Source organism: Arenibacter hampyeongensis (genome assembly GCF_002909255.1).
Classification (GTDB): Bacteria; Bacteroidota; Bacteroidia; order Flavobacteriales; family Flavobacteriaceae; genus Arenibacter; species Arenibacter hampyeongensis.
This window is the reverse complement of sequence record NZ_PIOB01000003.1, coordinates 1-14944: the sequence shown is the minus strand read 5'-3', so window position 1 is coordinate 14944 and position 14944 is coordinate 1. Positions and strand designations below refer to the sequence as shown.

At 39.2% G+C, this 14944-nt stretch carries 15 protein-coding genes; 10 read left to right on the top strand and 5 right to left on the bottom strand.

From position 1 onward, the window contains the following. Positions 1 to 6 precede the first annotated feature (6 nt). Positions 7 to 414, top strand: a complete 408-nt coding sequence (locus CWD91_RS08410) for a hypothetical protein (RefSeq protein ID WP_103440554.1) — start codon at positions 7 to 9, stop codon at positions 412 to 414. A 217-nt stretch (positions 415 to 631) separates the two neighbouring features. Here CWD91_RS08410 and CWD91_RS08405 read toward each other — a convergent pair whose 3' ends face one another. Further along, positions 632 to 1507 carry a glycerophosphodiester phosphodiesterase family protein gene (locus tag CWD91_RS08405; RefSeq protein ID WP_103440553.1) on the bottom strand — a complete coding sequence of 292 codons (876 nt, stop codon included), beginning with the start codon at positions 1505 to 1507 and terminating at the stop codon, positions 632 to 634. Positions 1508 to 1733: 226 nt separating this feature from the next. Beyond that, positions 1734 to 2978 carry a type IX secretion system plug protein gene (locus CWD91_RS08400; RefSeq protein ID WP_103440552.1) on the bottom strand — a complete coding sequence of 415 codons (1245 nt, stop codon included), beginning with the start codon at positions 2976 to 2978 and terminating at the stop codon, positions 1734 to 1736. A 160-nt stretch (positions 2979 to 3138) separates the two neighbouring features. On the opposite strand from CWD91_RS08400, the gene CWD91_RS08395 reads away from it, so the two are divergent. The 8 genes from CWD91_RS08395 (at position 3139) to CWD91_RS08360 (ending at position 10754) form a co-directional block, all read left to right on the top strand. Further along, positions 3139 to 4491: a Na(+)-translocating NADH-quinone reductase subunit A gene (locus CWD91_RS08395; protein WP_103440551.1), complete on the top strand. Its 1353-nt coding sequence runs from the start codon at positions 3139 to 3141 to the stop codon at positions 4489 to 4491. 3 nt (positions 4492 to 4494) lie between these two features. After that, the gene (locus tag CWD91_RS08390; protein ID WP_103440550.1) at positions 4495 to 5763 is read left to right on the top strand and encodes an NADH:ubiquinone reductase (Na(+)-transporting) subunit B; all 1269 of its coding nucleotides are present in this window, start codon (positions 4495 to 4497) and stop codon (positions 5761 to 5763) included. 2 nt (positions 5764 to 5765) lie between these two features. Further along, positions 5766 to 6518, top strand: a complete 753-nt coding sequence (locus CWD91_RS08385; RefSeq protein ID WP_103440549.1) for a Na(+)-translocating NADH-quinone reductase subunit C — start codon at positions 5766 to 5768, stop codon at positions 6516 to 6518. Between the two features lie 3 nt (positions 6519 to 6521). Further along, positions 6522 to 7169, top strand: a complete 648-nt coding sequence (locus CWD91_RS08380) for an NADH:ubiquinone reductase (Na(+)-transporting) subunit D (RefSeq protein WP_103440548.1) — start codon at positions 6522 to 6524, stop codon at positions 7167 to 7169. A 24-nt stretch (positions 7170 to 7193) separates the two neighbouring features. After that, positions 7194 to 7931 (top strand): NADH:ubiquinone reductase (Na(+)-transporting) subunit E, encoded by a 738-nt coding sequence (gene nqrE / locus CWD91_RS08375; RefSeq protein ID WP_103440547.1) that lies wholly within the window; start codon positions 7194 to 7196, stop codon positions 7929 to 7931. A 2-nt stretch (positions 7932 to 7933) separates the two neighbouring features. Then, positions 7934 to 9241 carry an NADH:ubiquinone reductase (Na(+)-transporting) subunit F gene (gene nqrF / locus CWD91_RS08370; protein ID WP_103440546.1) on the top strand — a complete coding sequence of 436 codons (1308 nt, stop codon included), beginning with the start codon at positions 7934 to 7936 and terminating at the stop codon, positions 9239 to 9241. A 150-nt stretch (positions 9242 to 9391) separates the two neighbouring features. Beyond that, positions 9392 to 9751, top strand: a complete 360-nt coding sequence (locus tag CWD91_RS08365; protein ID WP_103440545.1) for a Na(+)-translocating NADH-quinone reductase subunit F — start codon at positions 9392 to 9394, stop codon at positions 9749 to 9751. Further along, positions 9729 to 10754 (top strand): FAD:protein FMN transferase, encoded by a 1026-nt coding sequence (locus tag CWD91_RS08360; protein WP_103440544.1) that lies wholly within the window; start codon positions 9729 to 9731, stop codon positions 10752 to 10754. The genes CWD91_RS08365 and CWD91_RS08360 overlap by 23 nt, the downstream gene beginning before the upstream one ends. On the opposite strand, the gene CWD91_RS08355 is transcribed toward CWD91_RS08360, so the two are convergent. The 3 genes from CWD91_RS08355 to gpmI form a co-directional block, all read right to left on the bottom strand. Continuing rightward, complete coding sequence (locus CWD91_RS08355; RefSeq protein ID WP_103440543.1) at positions 10755 to 11519, bottom strand: class I SAM-dependent methyltransferase; 765 nt, start codon at positions 11517 to 11519, stop codon at positions 10755 to 10757. Positions 11520 to 11692: 173 nt separating this feature from the next. Continuing rightward, a complete protein-coding gene (gene map / locus CWD91_RS08350) occupies positions 11693 to 12511 on the bottom strand; it encodes a type I methionyl aminopeptidase (protein WP_103440542.1) in 819 nt (272 codons plus the stop codon). 78 nt (positions 12512 to 12589) lie between these two features. Further along, positions 12590 to 14107, bottom strand: coding sequence for a 2,3-bisphosphoglycerate-independent phosphoglycerate mutase (gpmI, locus tag CWD91_RS08345; RefSeq protein WP_103440541.1), 1518 nt, complete (start codon positions 14105 to 14107; stop codon positions 12590 to 12592). A gap of 225 nt (positions 14108 to 14332) precedes the next feature. Here gpmI and CWD91_RS08340 point away from each other — a divergent pair, with 225 nt between their 5' ends. Then, positions 14333 to 14728 carry an ankyrin repeat domain-containing protein gene (locus CWD91_RS08340; RefSeq protein ID WP_103440540.1) on the top strand — a complete coding sequence of 132 codons (396 nt, stop codon included), beginning with the start codon at positions 14333 to 14335 and terminating at the stop codon, positions 14726 to 14728. Positions 14729 to 14944 lie beyond the last annotated feature (216 nt).

Here is a 14944-nt window from a genome sequence, read left to right as displayed (position 1 = left end):
GCGATTATGAAAAAATTAGTGATGTTTTCCATGCTGTTCATGGGTCTATCCATGACTTATGCCTTTAATTCGTGTCCTGAAAATGTGGATGCGACGGATCTTGTGGAAGTAATTAAGTCCAAAGTGGATGGAGCTTGGAATGGATCAATAGAAACGCAAAATGGATTATTGAGTTTTACAATTACGTATAAGGTTCAGGATGAAATTATTTCCGGAGTAATCAACTCGGAATATGGCGAATTACCTTTTTCTGACGGTAAGGTGACAGGGGATAGTTTTGAATATAGTTTTGATATTAATGAGGTACGCCATACCCATAAGGGAAAATTGGTGAAGGCTGATGAAATATTAATTAATTATTCGGGCGGACCGGGTGTTGAAGGAGAATTTACGATGACAAGGGCTGCAAAGTAATATTGTCAAAAGCCTAGGAAGGGAAACTGAACTTTGAAAAATAATTCACTTTTTCCCTTGCATTTGATTTTATATCCATTGGATATTAGGAAAGTGCCAAGTTTGTTTCGTTCATCATTGGGTTAATTAATAAGGTTGATTTTTTATTCAATGAGGACATTAATCTAAAAATTCCCCGTTGGAATTGCTCGGGGATAGCGGGTTTCAAGATTTTTTTTTAGTGATGTAATTTTCTTTTTCTTAAATAGACCAGAAGCTCTTCCGGTAAATCGGTTTGAATTACATTGACATATTTTCGGGTCAATAATGCATCAAAACCTGAATCTTTCTTTTGTCGCTCCATTTCATCATACTTGCCCAAGGCATTTATCCATACCCTATATCCAGATTTTATGGTCCTGCGCATGGTTCCTTTTTTGTAAAAACTTTCATCAATATGAATAATGGAAATATCGTCCAATTCCTTAATGGCCCTAATGTCCTTTCGGGAATAGGCCCTAGGCATTATTTTTATTTTTTTATTCAATTTTTGATATTGAGTGGTTTCGGGATAATCATAAAGGAAAAATAATATCTGATCCTCCATTCCGTATTCTTCGATCAGGGCAAAGGTTTCTTTAACGGAAGCCTCATCTTCTAATTTGAAATCTACATCCAGAAGTATTTTTCCCTTCGTTAGCTGCAGTACTTCTTCAAAGGTTGGAATTTGCTCTTTCGTAATTTCGCTTCCAAAGTTAAGACGGTATTCCTTTAGCTCTTCAAGGCTAAAATCATCTACTTTTCCATTGCCGTTGGTGGTTCTGTCAATAGTTTTGTCGTGCATAATTACAAGTGCGCCGTCCTTACTTTTTCTAATATCTATTTCCACGATATCTACACCTATGCGAATGCTTTCCGCAATGGCGGCCAAGGAATTTTCAGGATAATTGGGATTGGTTGCCCGGTGGGCCGCCACAAGGACAAGTTCGGGGTGGTTATGGTAATCATTTAAAAGACTATCGAGTTTTGTTTCCTGGGCTTGGGAAGTTAGACTTAAGAAAAGGAGAAGGATAAAAAGAGCTTTGTTCCAAGTTCTGTTAGGGCTGCTGTACATTTTTAATTATGGGTTAGGGATTAAGTTGTAATTCCCATTATTATTTTGTTGCAATATAACAAGTCTTTTTGTTTACACGTTTAAGCAAATGTTAATATATTCTTTTGAACGTCTTTTCTGTAGAATTCATTTGTTGCCGACATGTTTTTCCTGGCAGCCATGTCCGTAGAGGCCTCAAGGCCAAGAAAAAAATGATAAATTTAATAAATCTGGTTAAAGTCAAAGGTTAATTGGTGATGGAACGGGAATTTGCAGAGCCCACTCCAATAATGCTGTCGTACATATCACCAAAATTTCGATAATATACCAAGATCAGGTAGCTATTTTCGGTAAAATGAAAATCTCCAGAGATAGTGTTCATGTCAATAACCCCTTTATCATTTTTCATTACATATTTGTAATTGTAAAATCCTTGCTTCATTTTAATAACCGCTTCCATATTGCCGGTATCCTCGTTATAGGTCATCTTGTTTTCCTCGTCCAAGGCGTAATTGTTATATTTTCCGAAAACAAATACATCGTTCAAGCCAATTTTATCGGTATAGGGCAGGGTAAAGTGTACATAACTGTATTCGGCTTCCCTAGAACTGTCTTCTCCCTGCAGTGTTCGAATTACAAAATCCCCATTTACGTCGGGGTAATAAGTGTAAGGACGGTCATACCTAAAGTAATCGGTAAATAGATAATGGTTGTAAAGTTCTGCCAGTTCTATACGGGAGATGGAAGAGCTGGGGGCCCTTAGGTCTTTTGTGTCAAAATTAAAGTACTCATTTCCCCCAAAAAAACTGGTTTCCTTGTCGTATTTATATACCAATTCCGTACCCATATTAAATTGGGGGCTTATATTGGTAATGGCCGTGGGCCATTGATAGTTTTGTATAATGGCAACTTTTACCTCCTTGTTGGGGTTTACCAATTTTACCTGATTGGTGTTGATGGTAAATTGCACTACCTGTTTTTCATTGAGATAGGTAAAATCCCTTGAGCGTTTTACGACGCCTCCCACATTTACCAAATCCTCGTATACTAAAAATCTACGGGAAAATTGAAGCTCATTATAGTTGTTGTAAATTTCCAACACGTAATTACCGCTAACTTTTAATCGGGTATTATCATTGGGTATGATAAGTTTGTAATTGGAGTATGGCTGCAACGTAGAGTAACTATTTTCATAATCCACTATTCGCTCATTGTCCATTCCGTTTAGAAATTGCGATTTTAAAAGTGAGGATGGTGTCCAATCGTAATCACAGTGTACTATTTTATAATAGTAATCCTGTTCATTGGCCAAAAGATCATCAAATTCCAGATAAATGGGATCACCCAAATTTACCACAGGAAATTGGTCATCGGTGGAACCTTTAAATATGATAGATTTTATATTGGTTGGAGGGTTAATTTCCAATTGCACCTGGGCATATGCTAAATGGGCAGAAAGGAGTATTAAAAGTGCAAAAAAATTCAATCTCATTTGGTAATATTTTCTAGTAAAGGTAAGCAAAAAGCAAGCCTAAATGGACTCACATGGTTTAATCTCTAAATTTATAGGTAATAATTAAGTAATAATTATGAAAACTTTTTATTAAGTAGTAAATTTGCTCGAAATTTTGATAACCTAAGGTCTACTAAATATGTCTAAAGACATCCGAATTAAAAAAGGCTTGAACATTAATCTTATTGGCGAGGCGGAAAAGACTACTTCCAAGGCTGTTTTAAGTAATGTTTATGCGATTAATCTTCAGGATTTTCACGGAATTACCCCTAAATTATTAGTAAAGCAAGGCGCCGAAGTTAAGGCGGGAGAACCACTTTTTTATAATAAAAATGTGGAAGACATGCTTTTTGTTTCCCCGGTAAGTGGGGAATTGATAGAGGTGGTAAGAGGTGCCAGAAGAAAAATTTTAACCTTGAAAATTTTGGCGGACAAAAGCCAAGAGTTTGTTTCACATACACCTTTGTCCCCTAAAAGTGTCAAAGCCGAAGAAGTTAAAGCATTGCTTTTAAAATCTGGGTGTTGGCCTTTTATTAAGCAAAGGCCTTATGATATAATAGCAAGCCCGGCTGTAACTCCCAAAGCGATATTTATCTCCGCCTATGTTACCAGTCCTATGGCTGCAGACTTGGATTATGCCCTAAAGGGCAAAGAAAAGGAACTACAGGCGGCAATTACTGCATTGGGGAAATTAAGTCCGGGAAAGGTACATGTTTCAATTGGTAAAGGTGGCCAGTCCATTTTTTCCAAAATGGAAGATGCTGAAATACATAACGTAAGTGGTCCCCACCCAGCTGGTCTGGTAGGAACCCAGATCAATAAGATAGACCCTATTAATAAAGGTGAGGTGATTTGGACCATTACACCACAGGATTTAGTGATTATTGGAGAGCTTTTGATCACCGGAAGGTATAACCCTGAAAGGGTAGTGGCCTTAGTTGGCTCTAGCGTAAAGGCTCCAAAATATTATACTACAAAAATTGGGTCGGAAGTGGCTACATTTCTTTATGCCAGCGGTGTTAATACAGAAAATTTTAGGGTGATCAATGGGGATGTCCTTACAGGTTCCAAAACAAAACCTGACGGATATTTAGGTCATTATAACAATACGGTAAGTGTTATCCCGGAAGGTGATGATTATGAATTTTTTGGATGGAACAAGCCGGTTTTCAATAAAGTTTCCACTACTAGGGCATTGACCTTTTCATGGTTGCAGCCTAAAAAGAAATATGACTTGGACACCAATACCAATGGTGAGCACAGGGCATTTGTGGTTACTGGATTATATGAGGAGGTTTTTCCCATGGACATCTATCCCTTACAGCTTCTAAAAGCTTGTATGGTGAAGGACTTGGATGAAATGGAACAACTTGGTCTTTACGAGGTGGCTCCGGAAGACTTTTCACTTACAGAATTTATTTGCATCTCTAAACAACCCCATCAACAGATTATCAGGGAAGGGTTGGATTTATTATATAAAGAAATAGGATAAAAGATGAGCTTAAAAAGTAATTTACATAACCTAAAGGAGCGGTATAAGGGCAAGAAGATGGCACCGGCATTCAATGCTATCCATACTTTTTTGTATGCTCCCAATGAAACTACACATTCTGGTTCCCATGTCCGCGTTGTGGATGATTTAAAACGGACCATGAACACCGTTATTATGGCTTTGGTGCCTGTGTTGTTATTCGGAATATTCAATGCCGGATATCAGCACTATGCTGCTGTAGATGCGGCCAATGGTATTATAAGACAGGCTTCGATATTTGGAAACTTCCTAACTTGGGAGAACTTTATCATGGGTGCTTGGACAGTCTTGCCTTTGGTGATTGTTTCTTACGCAGTGGGACTTGCAGTGGAATTTTTATTTGCTGTAATAAAGGGCCATGAGGTTGAGGAAGGATATTTGGTTACCGGGATGTTGGTGCCTTTGATCGTACCAATTGACACACCTTTGTGGATGTTGGCTGTGGCCGTTGTCTTTGGGGTTGTTATTGGTAAGGAAGTATTTGGTGGTACAGGAATGAATATATTGAATCCTGCGCTTACAATTAGAGCCTTTCTATTCTTTGCCTATCCTACATGGATGAGTGGTGATAAAGTTTGGGTGCACCAAGCGGTTGACTTGGCTGGTGGACCGGATGCTATTTCCGGAGAAACCGTATTGGGTTATTTGGCCCAAGGGAAAGGTGCTGAAATGAGTTATTCCATTTCCGATATGTTTTTTGGATTTATTCCGGGATCTGTTGGGGAAACTTCTACTATACTGATATTGTTAGGGGGACTTTTCTTAATCTTCAGTAAAATTGCCAGTTGGAGAATCATGGTGAGTGCGGTTGCAGGAGCTTTGGTAATGGGACTTATCTTTAACGGTGTAGTTGATGCCGGTTGGATAACGGAAACAAGTAAATTCTACGGACTAATGAGTTTTGCCTTTTGGCAGCATTTGATTGTAGGAGGTTTGGCCTTTGGTATTGTGTATATGGCAACCGATCCGGTTACCGGTGCCCAGACCAATCGAGGTAAATGGTTCTATGGATTTTTTATAGGATTTATATCGGTATTGATAAGGGTGTTCAACCCCGCTTACCCAGAAGGAGTTTTCTTGGCTATTTTGTTGATGAACGTATTTGCACCAACAATTGATCATTATGTTATTAGAGGAAATATCAAAAGAAGAATGAAGCGTGCTAAGAACGCAACTATTTTGCCTAAGGACAGCGAAGGAAAAACACAGGAATTAAAAGCAGAAACAGTATAATCATGGCAGTTAATACAGATAAAAATAGTTACACGGTTATCTTCGCCGCCATTATGGTGGTTATTGTGGGGTCCCTCTTGGCATTTTTTGCATCGTCACTTAGTGAAAAGATCAAGGAAAACGAAAGGCTTGAAAAACAGCAAAACATTCTTTACGCCATGGGCGTTAATGAAAATGAGGATGAAGGAAGTGTTAATTTTGTTTCTACCGATAAGGTAGCTGGAGAGTTTCAAAAATACATTATCGAGCAATTGGTAATTGAAGGAGATCAGATAACCAAGAATGATCAGGCATACCTTATTGATCTTAAGAAACAGGAAACAGAGGCCAAGGCTGGGAAAACAAGAAAGTTGCCGCTGTTCATTGGAGAAAAGGATGGGGCAAAGTATTATATCATTCCAATGAGAGGTAAAGGTCTTTGGGATGCTATATGGGGCTTTGTTGCCTTGGATGATAATTTGGTGGTGAAAGGTGTGTATTTTGACCATAAGGGTGAAACTCCTGGTTTGGGGGCAAATATTAAGCAGCGTTACTTTATGGATGATTTTGCGGGAGAATCCATTTTAAAAGGGACAGAATATGCCGGTATTGCAGTGGCCAAGGGAAATAACGATCCTACCAACGAAATAAAAGATGACAATGAAGTTGATGCATTGGCAGGAGCAACTATTACTGGCAATGGTTTGTCCGCAATGATCAAAGAAAGTGTAAACCTATATAAATCCTATTTGGAATCAATAAGAGCTAAAAATTAAACTATGGCACTACTTTCAAAAAAAGATACGAGTCTAATATTAGACCCTTTAGCCGATAATAACCCCATAACCATTCAGGTGTTGGGAATTTGTTCTGCCCTGGCAATTACTGCGGAACTTAAGGCATCAATTGTAATGGCCGTTTCCGTAATGTTCGTTTTGGGTATGGGAAATGTTGTTATCTCATTAATGAGGAACATTATCCCTTCAAAAATTAGAATTATTGTACAATTGGTCGTTGTTGCGGCTCTTGTAATTATGGTAGATCAAGTGTTAAAGGCCTTTGCCTATGAACTTAGTAAAACACTTTCTGTTTTTGTTGGGTTAATTATTACCAATTGTATCATCATGGGGCGTTTTGAGGCTTTTGCTTTGGCGAATGGCCCTTGGAGGTCCTTCTTGGATGGTATTGGCAATGCTGCCGGATACGGTTTAATATTGGTGGTAATCGGTTTCTTTAGAGAGCTTTTGGGTTCAGGAACTTTGCTCGGATTTAAAGTGTTGGGTGATCCCATTGAAAAAACAGGATTGTATTCAATAGGTTATGAGAACAACGGATTTATGTTGTTGTCCCCAATGGCGTTGATAGTAGTCGGACTCATTATCTGGGTACAGCGTTCACGCAACAAAGCATTAATTGAAGAAAACTAGTAGTCATCATAAGAATAGAATGTTATGTTAGAGCATGTAGAATTATTTTTTAAATCCATATTTATAGACAATATGGTATTTGCCACGTTCTTAGGAATGTGTTCTTACCTTGCCGTTTCTAAAAAAGTGACTACTGCAGTGGGTCTTGGGGCAGCTGTGATATTTGTCCTGGCGGTAACGGTACCTTTAAACTGGCTATTGGATCAGTATATCTTAAGAGACGGCGCCCTAGCTTGGCTGGGTCCGGAATATGCAGATTACAACCTAAGCTTTTTATCTTTTATACTCTTTATTGCAACCATAGCTACTATGGTGCAATTGGTAGAGATCGTAGTGGAAAAATTTTCTCCGGCACTCTATAATTCACTGGGTATATTTTTACCACTAATTGCGGTTAACTGTGCCATATTGGGAGGGTCATTGTTTATGCAGTCCAGGGATATCCAAACTTTGGGATTGGCCTTTAATTATGGACTTAGTTCCGGAATCGGTTGGTTCTTAGCTATTTTGGCCATCGCCGCAATACGTGAGAAAATTAGATATTCCAATGTTCCACCACCACTTAGAGGATTAGGTATAACCTTTATAATAACTGGCCTAATGGCTATAGGTTTTATGAGTTTTGGTGGTATGTTGACGGGTGGTGACGAAGCTCCTAAAGAAGTGGAGCAGAATACTGCACAGAAAGTTGAGGAAGACAAGATAATAAAGGAAACCAAGGAAAATACGGTTTCTTATAACAACGCTATAATAAACGAGTAAAAATGATTTTAGCTACAAGTACAATTGGAACAATACTGATAACGGTAGTTGCTTTTTTAATACTATTGTTATTATTGGTGGCACTATTACTGTTTACCAAGGAAAAACTTTCTCCATCAGGACCGGTAACCATAACCATTAATGGTGAAAAGAAGATTGAAGTAGGTTCCGGTGGATCTTTGTTGTCCACTTTGGGTAACCAGAAAATATTTCTTCCTTCCGCCTGTGGTGGTGGTGGTACCTGCATACAGTGTGAATGTCATGTTCTTTCTGGTGGAGGGGAAGCCCTTCCAACGGAAACACCACATTTCTCCAAGAAAGAATTAAATCATGGAGCTCGTTTGGCCTGCCAAGTGAAAGTAAAGCAGGATATGGAAATTACTATTCCTGAAGAAGTTTTTGGGATTAAAAAATGGCAAGGAACCGTTGTGCGTAATTTTAATGTGGCTTCTTTTATTAAGGAATTTGTAGTTGAGATTCCTGAAGACATGGGTTATAAGGCAGGTGGATATATACAAATTGAGATTCCTCCGTGTCAGGTGAAATTCTCTGAAATGGATATCACTGCACATCCCGAGGAACACGAAACTCCGGATAAGTTCCAGGCGGAATGGGATAAGTTCAACTTATGGCCTTTGGTGATGAAGAACCCTGAAACGGTTGAAAGAGCCTATTCTATGGCCTCTTATCCTGCTGAAGGAAGAGAAATTATGTTGAACGTACGTATTGCTACTCCACCATGGGATAGAGCTAAGAACGGTTGGATGGATGTTAATCCAGGTATTGCATCGTCTTATATCTTCAATTTGAAAAAAGGTGACCCTGTAACGATCTCAGGACCTTACGGTGAGTTCTTTATCAATGAATCGGATTCAGAGATGTTATATGTTGGGGGTGGAGCAGGAATGGCTCCTATGCGCTCACATTTATATCATCTGTTCAATACTTTAAAGACCAACAGAAAGGTTACTTATTGGTATGGTGGTAGGTCTAAGCGGGAATTGTTTTATTTGGACCATTTTTATAGGCTTGAAAAGGAATTTCCAAACTTTAAGTTCTACTTGGCGCTTTCTGAACCTTTACCTGAGGACAATTGGAAAGTGAAAGAGAATATAGATGCTCCTGGAGACGGTTTTGTTGGATTTATACATAATTGTGTGATAGAAAATTATTTGAACCATCATGATTCACCGGAAGATATAGAACTATACTTCTGTGGACCACCGTTGATGAACAAGGCTGTTCAAAAAATGGGAGAAGATTTTGGTATCCCTGATGAGCATATTAGATTTGATGATTTTGGAGGTTAATTTATAGGCTTCAAAATCTCCAGGACCTTATAGGTCTAATTTCAGACCTGTCAGGTTTCTTAAATCTGACAGGTCTTTTTTTGGGACTATTTTTTTAAAAGGTGCTTTGATTCAATTTGGGCATCTGTTTTTAATTTTGAATTTTAGAAAATGGGTAGGCCGTTAACGGAACAGGAATTGCACAATTTGGCCATGAATATAGTTGGAAAACAACTGGAAGCCGAAGGGTTCGAGTTTATGGGGGTGAACAGTAAACCTAAAAAGAACCCGCAATTTGTATGTCTAAAGGACAAAGCATTATTTTTTATAGTTGTTAGATGTGTGCTGCATCCGCAGAACCCAAGAGTCTATGACATTCCACTAATGGAAAAAATTAAGGAACATGCCCTGACCCAAAACGGGGAGACCTATTACGCAGGAGTGGGACTTTACAATGCGGTAGATAGAAATTTGCCGGTTTATCTCAATGAAGATTATATATTGGACTATGAAGGACTTGTTAAAATATAGTTGCCTTTTTATAGGAACTCTGGTTTTGCTTTGCACTGGATGTAGGACCGATGGTGATAAATGGGTCAAGAATGTAAATTCAGGGGCTGCCCTAGGAACTTCCTATAATATAATTTATTTGGCAAAGGAAGAATTGGATTTTGAGCGGGAAATAGATTCCGTTTTTCAAGTCTTAAATGCGTCTTTGTCCACCTATATTCCTACATCAGATATCTCAAGAATAAACAGTGGGGACTCTACTATAATTGTGGATCGGATGTTTAGGGAAGTTTTTGAGCTTTCGGGAATAGTTTATGCTGCCACGGATGGCTATTTTGATCCTACCGTGGGGGGGTTGGTGAATGCGTGGGGGTTTGGTCCAGGAGCCGAAATGGAAATGGACAGTGCAAGGGTAGATAGTCTTTTGGATTATGTAGGCTTCGATAAAGTTAGTATAAGCTCCGAAAACAAAATTAAAATGGCCAGCCCAGGTATGTACTTTGATTTTAATGCCATTGCCAAAGGATACGCTGTAGATCGTTTGGCAGTAATGTTGCAGGAGAAGGGGATTACCGATTATTTAATTGAAGTTGGAGGGGAGTTGGTTGCAAAAGGAGAAAATAAGATCAAGGCAAAGAAATGGGTGGTAGCCATTGATGATCCCATGATGGAGGAAAGCAGGTCATCCAAAAGAACGGTGTATATGAAGGATGTGGCTATGGCATCTTCAGGAAATTATAGAAAGTTTAAAATTGATCCGGAGACAGGTGCCAAATACGTCCATACTATTGATCCCAAAACGGGTTATACCAAGAATTCGAATATTCTAGCGGCCACTGTTATGGCAAAGGATTGTGCTACAGCAGATGCTTTTGCTACATCTTTTATGGCCATGGACCTGGAGAAAACAAAAACCATTTTGGCCCAACATAAAGATCTACATGGCTATATAATTTACTTGGATCCAGAAGGGAATGTATTGGAATATATGACGGACGGATTTAAGAATAATGTGATAGAGTAATTATTTGTGGACCACAGGAATTATCTCTCCCATTGCCAAGCGATAATTATCCACTTCGGTAATGGAAAGCTTTTTAGTGTAATCTACCTCTTCCACCTTAAAGCCAAAAGACCTAAGCTTATTAAAATAATCCCTACCGTAGATTCGGACATGGTCGTATTGTCCAAATATTTTTGCCCTTTCTTTTTTATCGGAAATACTATTGTCCTCATAAGTGTCGGCTCTGTTGAGGTCTTGCGGAATTTGAAAAATACCCCATCCACCAGGTTTCAAAATCCTGTACAATTCTTCCATTGCCTTGGTGTCATTGGGAATATGCTCCAACACATGATTGCAAAAAATAACATCAAAGGAATTGTCGGTGAATGGCAGGTTGCAAATATCCGCCTTAACATCCGCTAGGGGAGAATGGAGATCGGTAGTGGTATATGTAATGTTTTTTAGGTTTCTGAATGTCCTATAAAAAGCTTGTTCAGGAGCAAAATGTAACACCTTAAGTTTGTCCGTAAAAAAATTGGTCTCATTTTTTAAGTAAAGCCATAAAAGTCGGTGTCTTTCCAGGGATAGGGTAGAGGGGGACAATACATTTTCCCTAGGGTGTTCGTAACCATAGGGGAGAAAACTTTTGAATTTTTTTCCGTCTATGGGATCTGTATAGCGATTGCCACGCATGAAGTATGCCATAAGGGGACGCACCAAATAGCTTAGTTTTATGAGGATGGGTCTAGGAATCGTATTTAGTATATATTTAAATAATTTCTTCAAATTGTTATCCAGAGTAATCCAGTATTATCTTAATGATACACTGAAGAGAGTTATCAGGTAATCTTATTCTACTTTAAAGGTGTAAACCATAGCAATTGGTGTTGGCCTTGAAAGAAGGAGTTGGAAATAAGTACTATAAATACGAGAGCTACAGTAGAACTTCTTACTTTGTGTTATAGAACCAGTGCTTTTTGGCGAAATTCCGCCTCCTCGTCACTTTCTATCCCCAATGCCTCATAAATATAGGCAAAGGTAGAAAGTATTTCAGGCTTGCCATCTATAATGGCCACGTCATGTTCAAAATGGGCACTAGGTTTATTATCCGCTGTTAGGATGGTCCAGCCGTCCTTTAATTGTTTTATTCTTCTGGTTCCTAAATTTATCATGGGTTCTATGGCGACAACCATGCCCTCTACAAATTTCTTTCCTCTACCACGCTTTCCGTAATTGGGCATTTCTGGATCTTCATGCATTTCCCTGCCCAATCCGTGACCTACCAATTCGCGTACAACACCATAGCCATGACTTTCGGTAAATTGTTGAATGGCATAGCCGACATCGCCAACGCGATTCCCAACTTTAAATTCCCGAATTCCAACATATAGTGACTCCTTGGTGATGTCCAATAATTTTTTGGTTTCAGGGGTAACCTCGCCAACCTCAAAGGTGTATGCGTGATCACCATAAAATCCATTCTTAAGAACACCGCAGTCAATAGAAATAATATCACCTTCAACCAATGGGCTGTTATTGGGAATTCCATGTACAACTTGGGCATTGGGACTCATGCACAGGGAATTTGGAAAATCATACAATCCCAAAAAACCTGGAACCCCTCCGTGATCCCTGATAAATGCTTCTGCCATGGTGTCCAACTGCAAGGTGCTAACACCAGGTTTTACCTCACTGGCCAACATTCCCAAGGTCTTGCTAACAATCAATGCACTTTCGCGCATTAATTCTATCTCTTCCAAAGTTTTGATCTTTATCATAGAATGCAAATGTAAAACAATACTTTTAAAACCGCACGTCGCAGGATATTTGCCAATGTCCGGCAACGCACATAATAATTATACCAATGGCTTTCTTGTCATTAATGCTGGCTGCGGAACACCCATAAGTTTTAGAATGGTCGGAGCAATATCACCCAAAACACCATCCTTTATACTTTTCAATTCGTTATCCACCAAAATCAATGGCACTGGATTCGTAGTATGGGCCGTGTTGGGACTTCCATCCGGATTGATCATGGTTTCGCAATTTCCATGATCTGCAATTACCAAAGTGGTATATCCATTTGCCAAGGCTGCCGTAATAACGGACTCCGCACAACTATCTACTGTTTCACAAGCCTTTATGGCGGCTTGCATATCTCCTGTATGGCCCACCATATCCGGGTTGGCAAAATTAAGACACACAAAATCGACCTCTCCCTTTTTTAGTTCCGGAATTATAGCATCCCTAATCTCATAAGCGCTCATCTCTGGCTTTAAATCATAGGTAGCCACTTTGGGAGACGGACATAAAATTCGCTCTTCACCTTCAAACGGAATTTCCCTGCCACCATTAAAGAAGAAGGTTACATGTGGATATTTTTCCGTCTCGGCGATACGAATTTGTTTTTTATGTGCCTTGGCCAAAGTTTCCCCTAAGGTTTCACTTATATTATCCTTGTCATAAACAACTTTCACTCCTTTATAGGAATCATCGTAGTTGGTCATGGTTACGTAATAAAGGTCCAGTTTATGCATATTAAGCTCATGCATGTCTTCTTGACTTAGAACTTGGGTCAGCTCTCTTCCACGGTCTGTCCTGAAATTGAAAAAGATAACGACATCACCATTTTTTATGACGGACAAAGGAGATCCCTGGTCATCCGAGACCAATAAGGGCTTTAAAAACTCATCCGTAATGCCGGATTCATAACTGGCCAAAATAGATTCTTCAATATTCGATGTCTTTTGGCCTTCGCCGTTCACCAATAGGTCATAGGCCAGTTTTACCCTTTCCCATCTTTTATCCCTATCCATGGCATAATAGCGGCCAATAACACTGGCCAGTTTGGCATTCTTGTCAGCGCAGTATTCATTCAATGCACTTACATAACCTATTCCGCTTTTAGGGTCTACGTCCCTACCGTCAGTAAAGGCATGGATATAGGTTTTTTTTAATCCGTAACTTTCACTGGCATCTATAAGGCCTCTTAAGTGGGATGTATGGCTATGTACGCCACCATCACTTAGCAACCCCAAAAAATGGACAGGTTTGTCATTGGTTTTGGCAAACAAGAGGGCATCTTTCAATACCTGTTCATCTTTTAAAGTGTCTTGGTCAATGGCAAGGTTAATTTTGGCCAGATCTTGGTATACTATACGTCCGGCACCTAGGTTCATGTGCCCAACTTCACTATTGCCCATTTGTCCTTCGGGCAGGCCTACATTCATTCCATCTGTCAAGAGATTGGAATTGGCGTATTTGGAATAAAGTGAATCTATAAAAGGGGTGTTGGCGTTTTCTATGGCGGAGACCTTGGGGTCCGGGGACTTGCCCCATCCATCCAAAATCATTAAAATAACTTTCTTGTTCATAATATGTTTGTTGTAGACGTCAAAAATAAAACTATTGTATATGGATTGCTAAGATTTAAGTCACCTTTTTTAAAAATTTTAGTATCCCGTAGAGGGGGTTTATGTGAAAAGCCAAGTGAAGGCTTTTTTGTTAAAATTTTGTTATTTAACGGAAAAAAATGAAACAAATTTAAGGTTTTAAGGTCTGTTATAGTAATCAATAATCACTAATTAATCTTATTCATCATGAGAAAAGCAATTTTAACAGTTACCATGGCATTATTGTTTATGGTTGCAGGCGTTAGCGCCGAGAGTAGTAGTAACAACATTTACACCCTAAGTGAATCGGTATTAATGGGTAAACCTGGAGATTTGAGTTCCTTTTGCAAGGCAATAGTCAAAGGGGACTTGGAAACCGTTAAGCGATTAATTGAATTAGGCGAGGATGTTAATCAAAAATCCTTGGGAAAAACACCTGCAATTTTTGCCGCCCGTTACAATAAGGTTGAAATATTGGAGCTCCTTATCGCAAATGGTGCGGATTTAAAAATCAAGTGCGACAATGGCTTCAACGCAAAAAAGCATGCGGAGCTTTCCAATGCCACAGAGGCGTTGGAAGTCATCAATGCCAATCTGAAGTAGTAATGGATCAATCCTAAAAGTTGTGTGTGAATTAGAAAAAGATAGGATAGACTTGCCCAGAGTTTGTGTTCTGTTCATTTTTTGCATCGCCCAAAAAACGAACCAAAAAACGCTAGGCGGATTTTAAATTTCTTTAAATCTACGCACTTTCCACGGCCGCACCGTCCAGACCGCTTTCACTTGGGTGAAATGCTCTTTGGACGGCTACCAACACCC

What these genes read in the sequence shown, in the direction of transcription:
- CWD91_RS08410 (WP_103440554.1), top strand. Translation starts at nt 7, where the DNA reads ATGAAAAAATTAGTGATGTTTTCCATGCTGTTCATGGGTCTATCCATG.
- CWD91_RS08405 (WP_103440553.1), bottom strand. Translation starts at nt 1,507, where the DNA reads ATGTACAGCAGCCCTAACAGAACTTGGAACAAAGCTCTTTTTATCCTT.
- CWD91_RS08400 (WP_103440552.1), bottom strand. Translation starts at nt 2,978, where the DNA reads ATGAGATTGAATTTTTTTGCACTTTTAATACTCCTTTCTGCCCATTTA.
- CWD91_RS08395 (WP_103440551.1), top strand. Translation starts at nt 3,139, where the DNA reads ATGTCTAAAGACATCCGAATTAAAAAAGGCTTGAACATTAATCTTATT.
- CWD91_RS08390 (WP_103440550.1), top strand. Translation starts at nt 4,495, where the DNA reads ATGAGCTTAAAAAGTAATTTACATAACCTAAAGGAGCGGTATAAGGGC.
- CWD91_RS08385 (WP_103440549.1), top strand. Translation starts at nt 5,766, where the DNA reads ATGGCAGTTAATACAGATAAAAATAGTTACACGGTTATCTTCGCCGCC.
- CWD91_RS08380 (WP_103440548.1), top strand. Translation starts at nt 6,522, where the DNA reads ATGGCACTACTTTCAAAAAAAGATACGAGTCTAATATTAGACCCTTTA.
- nqrE (WP_103440547.1), top strand. Translation starts at nt 7,194, where the DNA reads ATGTTAGAGCATGTAGAATTATTTTTTAAATCCATATTTATAGACAAT.
- nqrF (WP_103440546.1), top strand. Translation starts at nt 7,934, where the DNA reads ATGATTTTAGCTACAAGTACAATTGGAACAATACTGATAACGGTAGTT.
- CWD91_RS08365 (WP_103440545.1), top strand. Translation starts at nt 9,392, where the DNA reads ATGGGTAGGCCGTTAACGGAACAGGAATTGCACAATTTGGCCATGAAT.
- CWD91_RS08360 (WP_103440544.1), top strand. Translation starts at nt 9,729, where the DNA reads ATGAAGGACTTGTTAAAATATAGTTGCCTTTTTATAGGAACTCTGGTT.
- map (WP_103440542.1), bottom strand. Translation starts at nt 12,511, where the DNA reads ATGATAAAGATCAAAACTTTGGAAGAGATAGAATTAATGCGCGAAAGT.
- gpmI (WP_103440541.1), bottom strand. Translation starts at nt 14,107, where the DNA reads ATGAACAAGAAAGTTATTTTAATGATTTTGGATGGATGGGGCAAGTCC.
- CWD91_RS08340 (WP_103440540.1), top strand. Translation starts at nt 14,333, where the DNA reads ATGAGAAAAGCAATTTTAACAGTTACCATGGCATTATTGTTTATGGTT.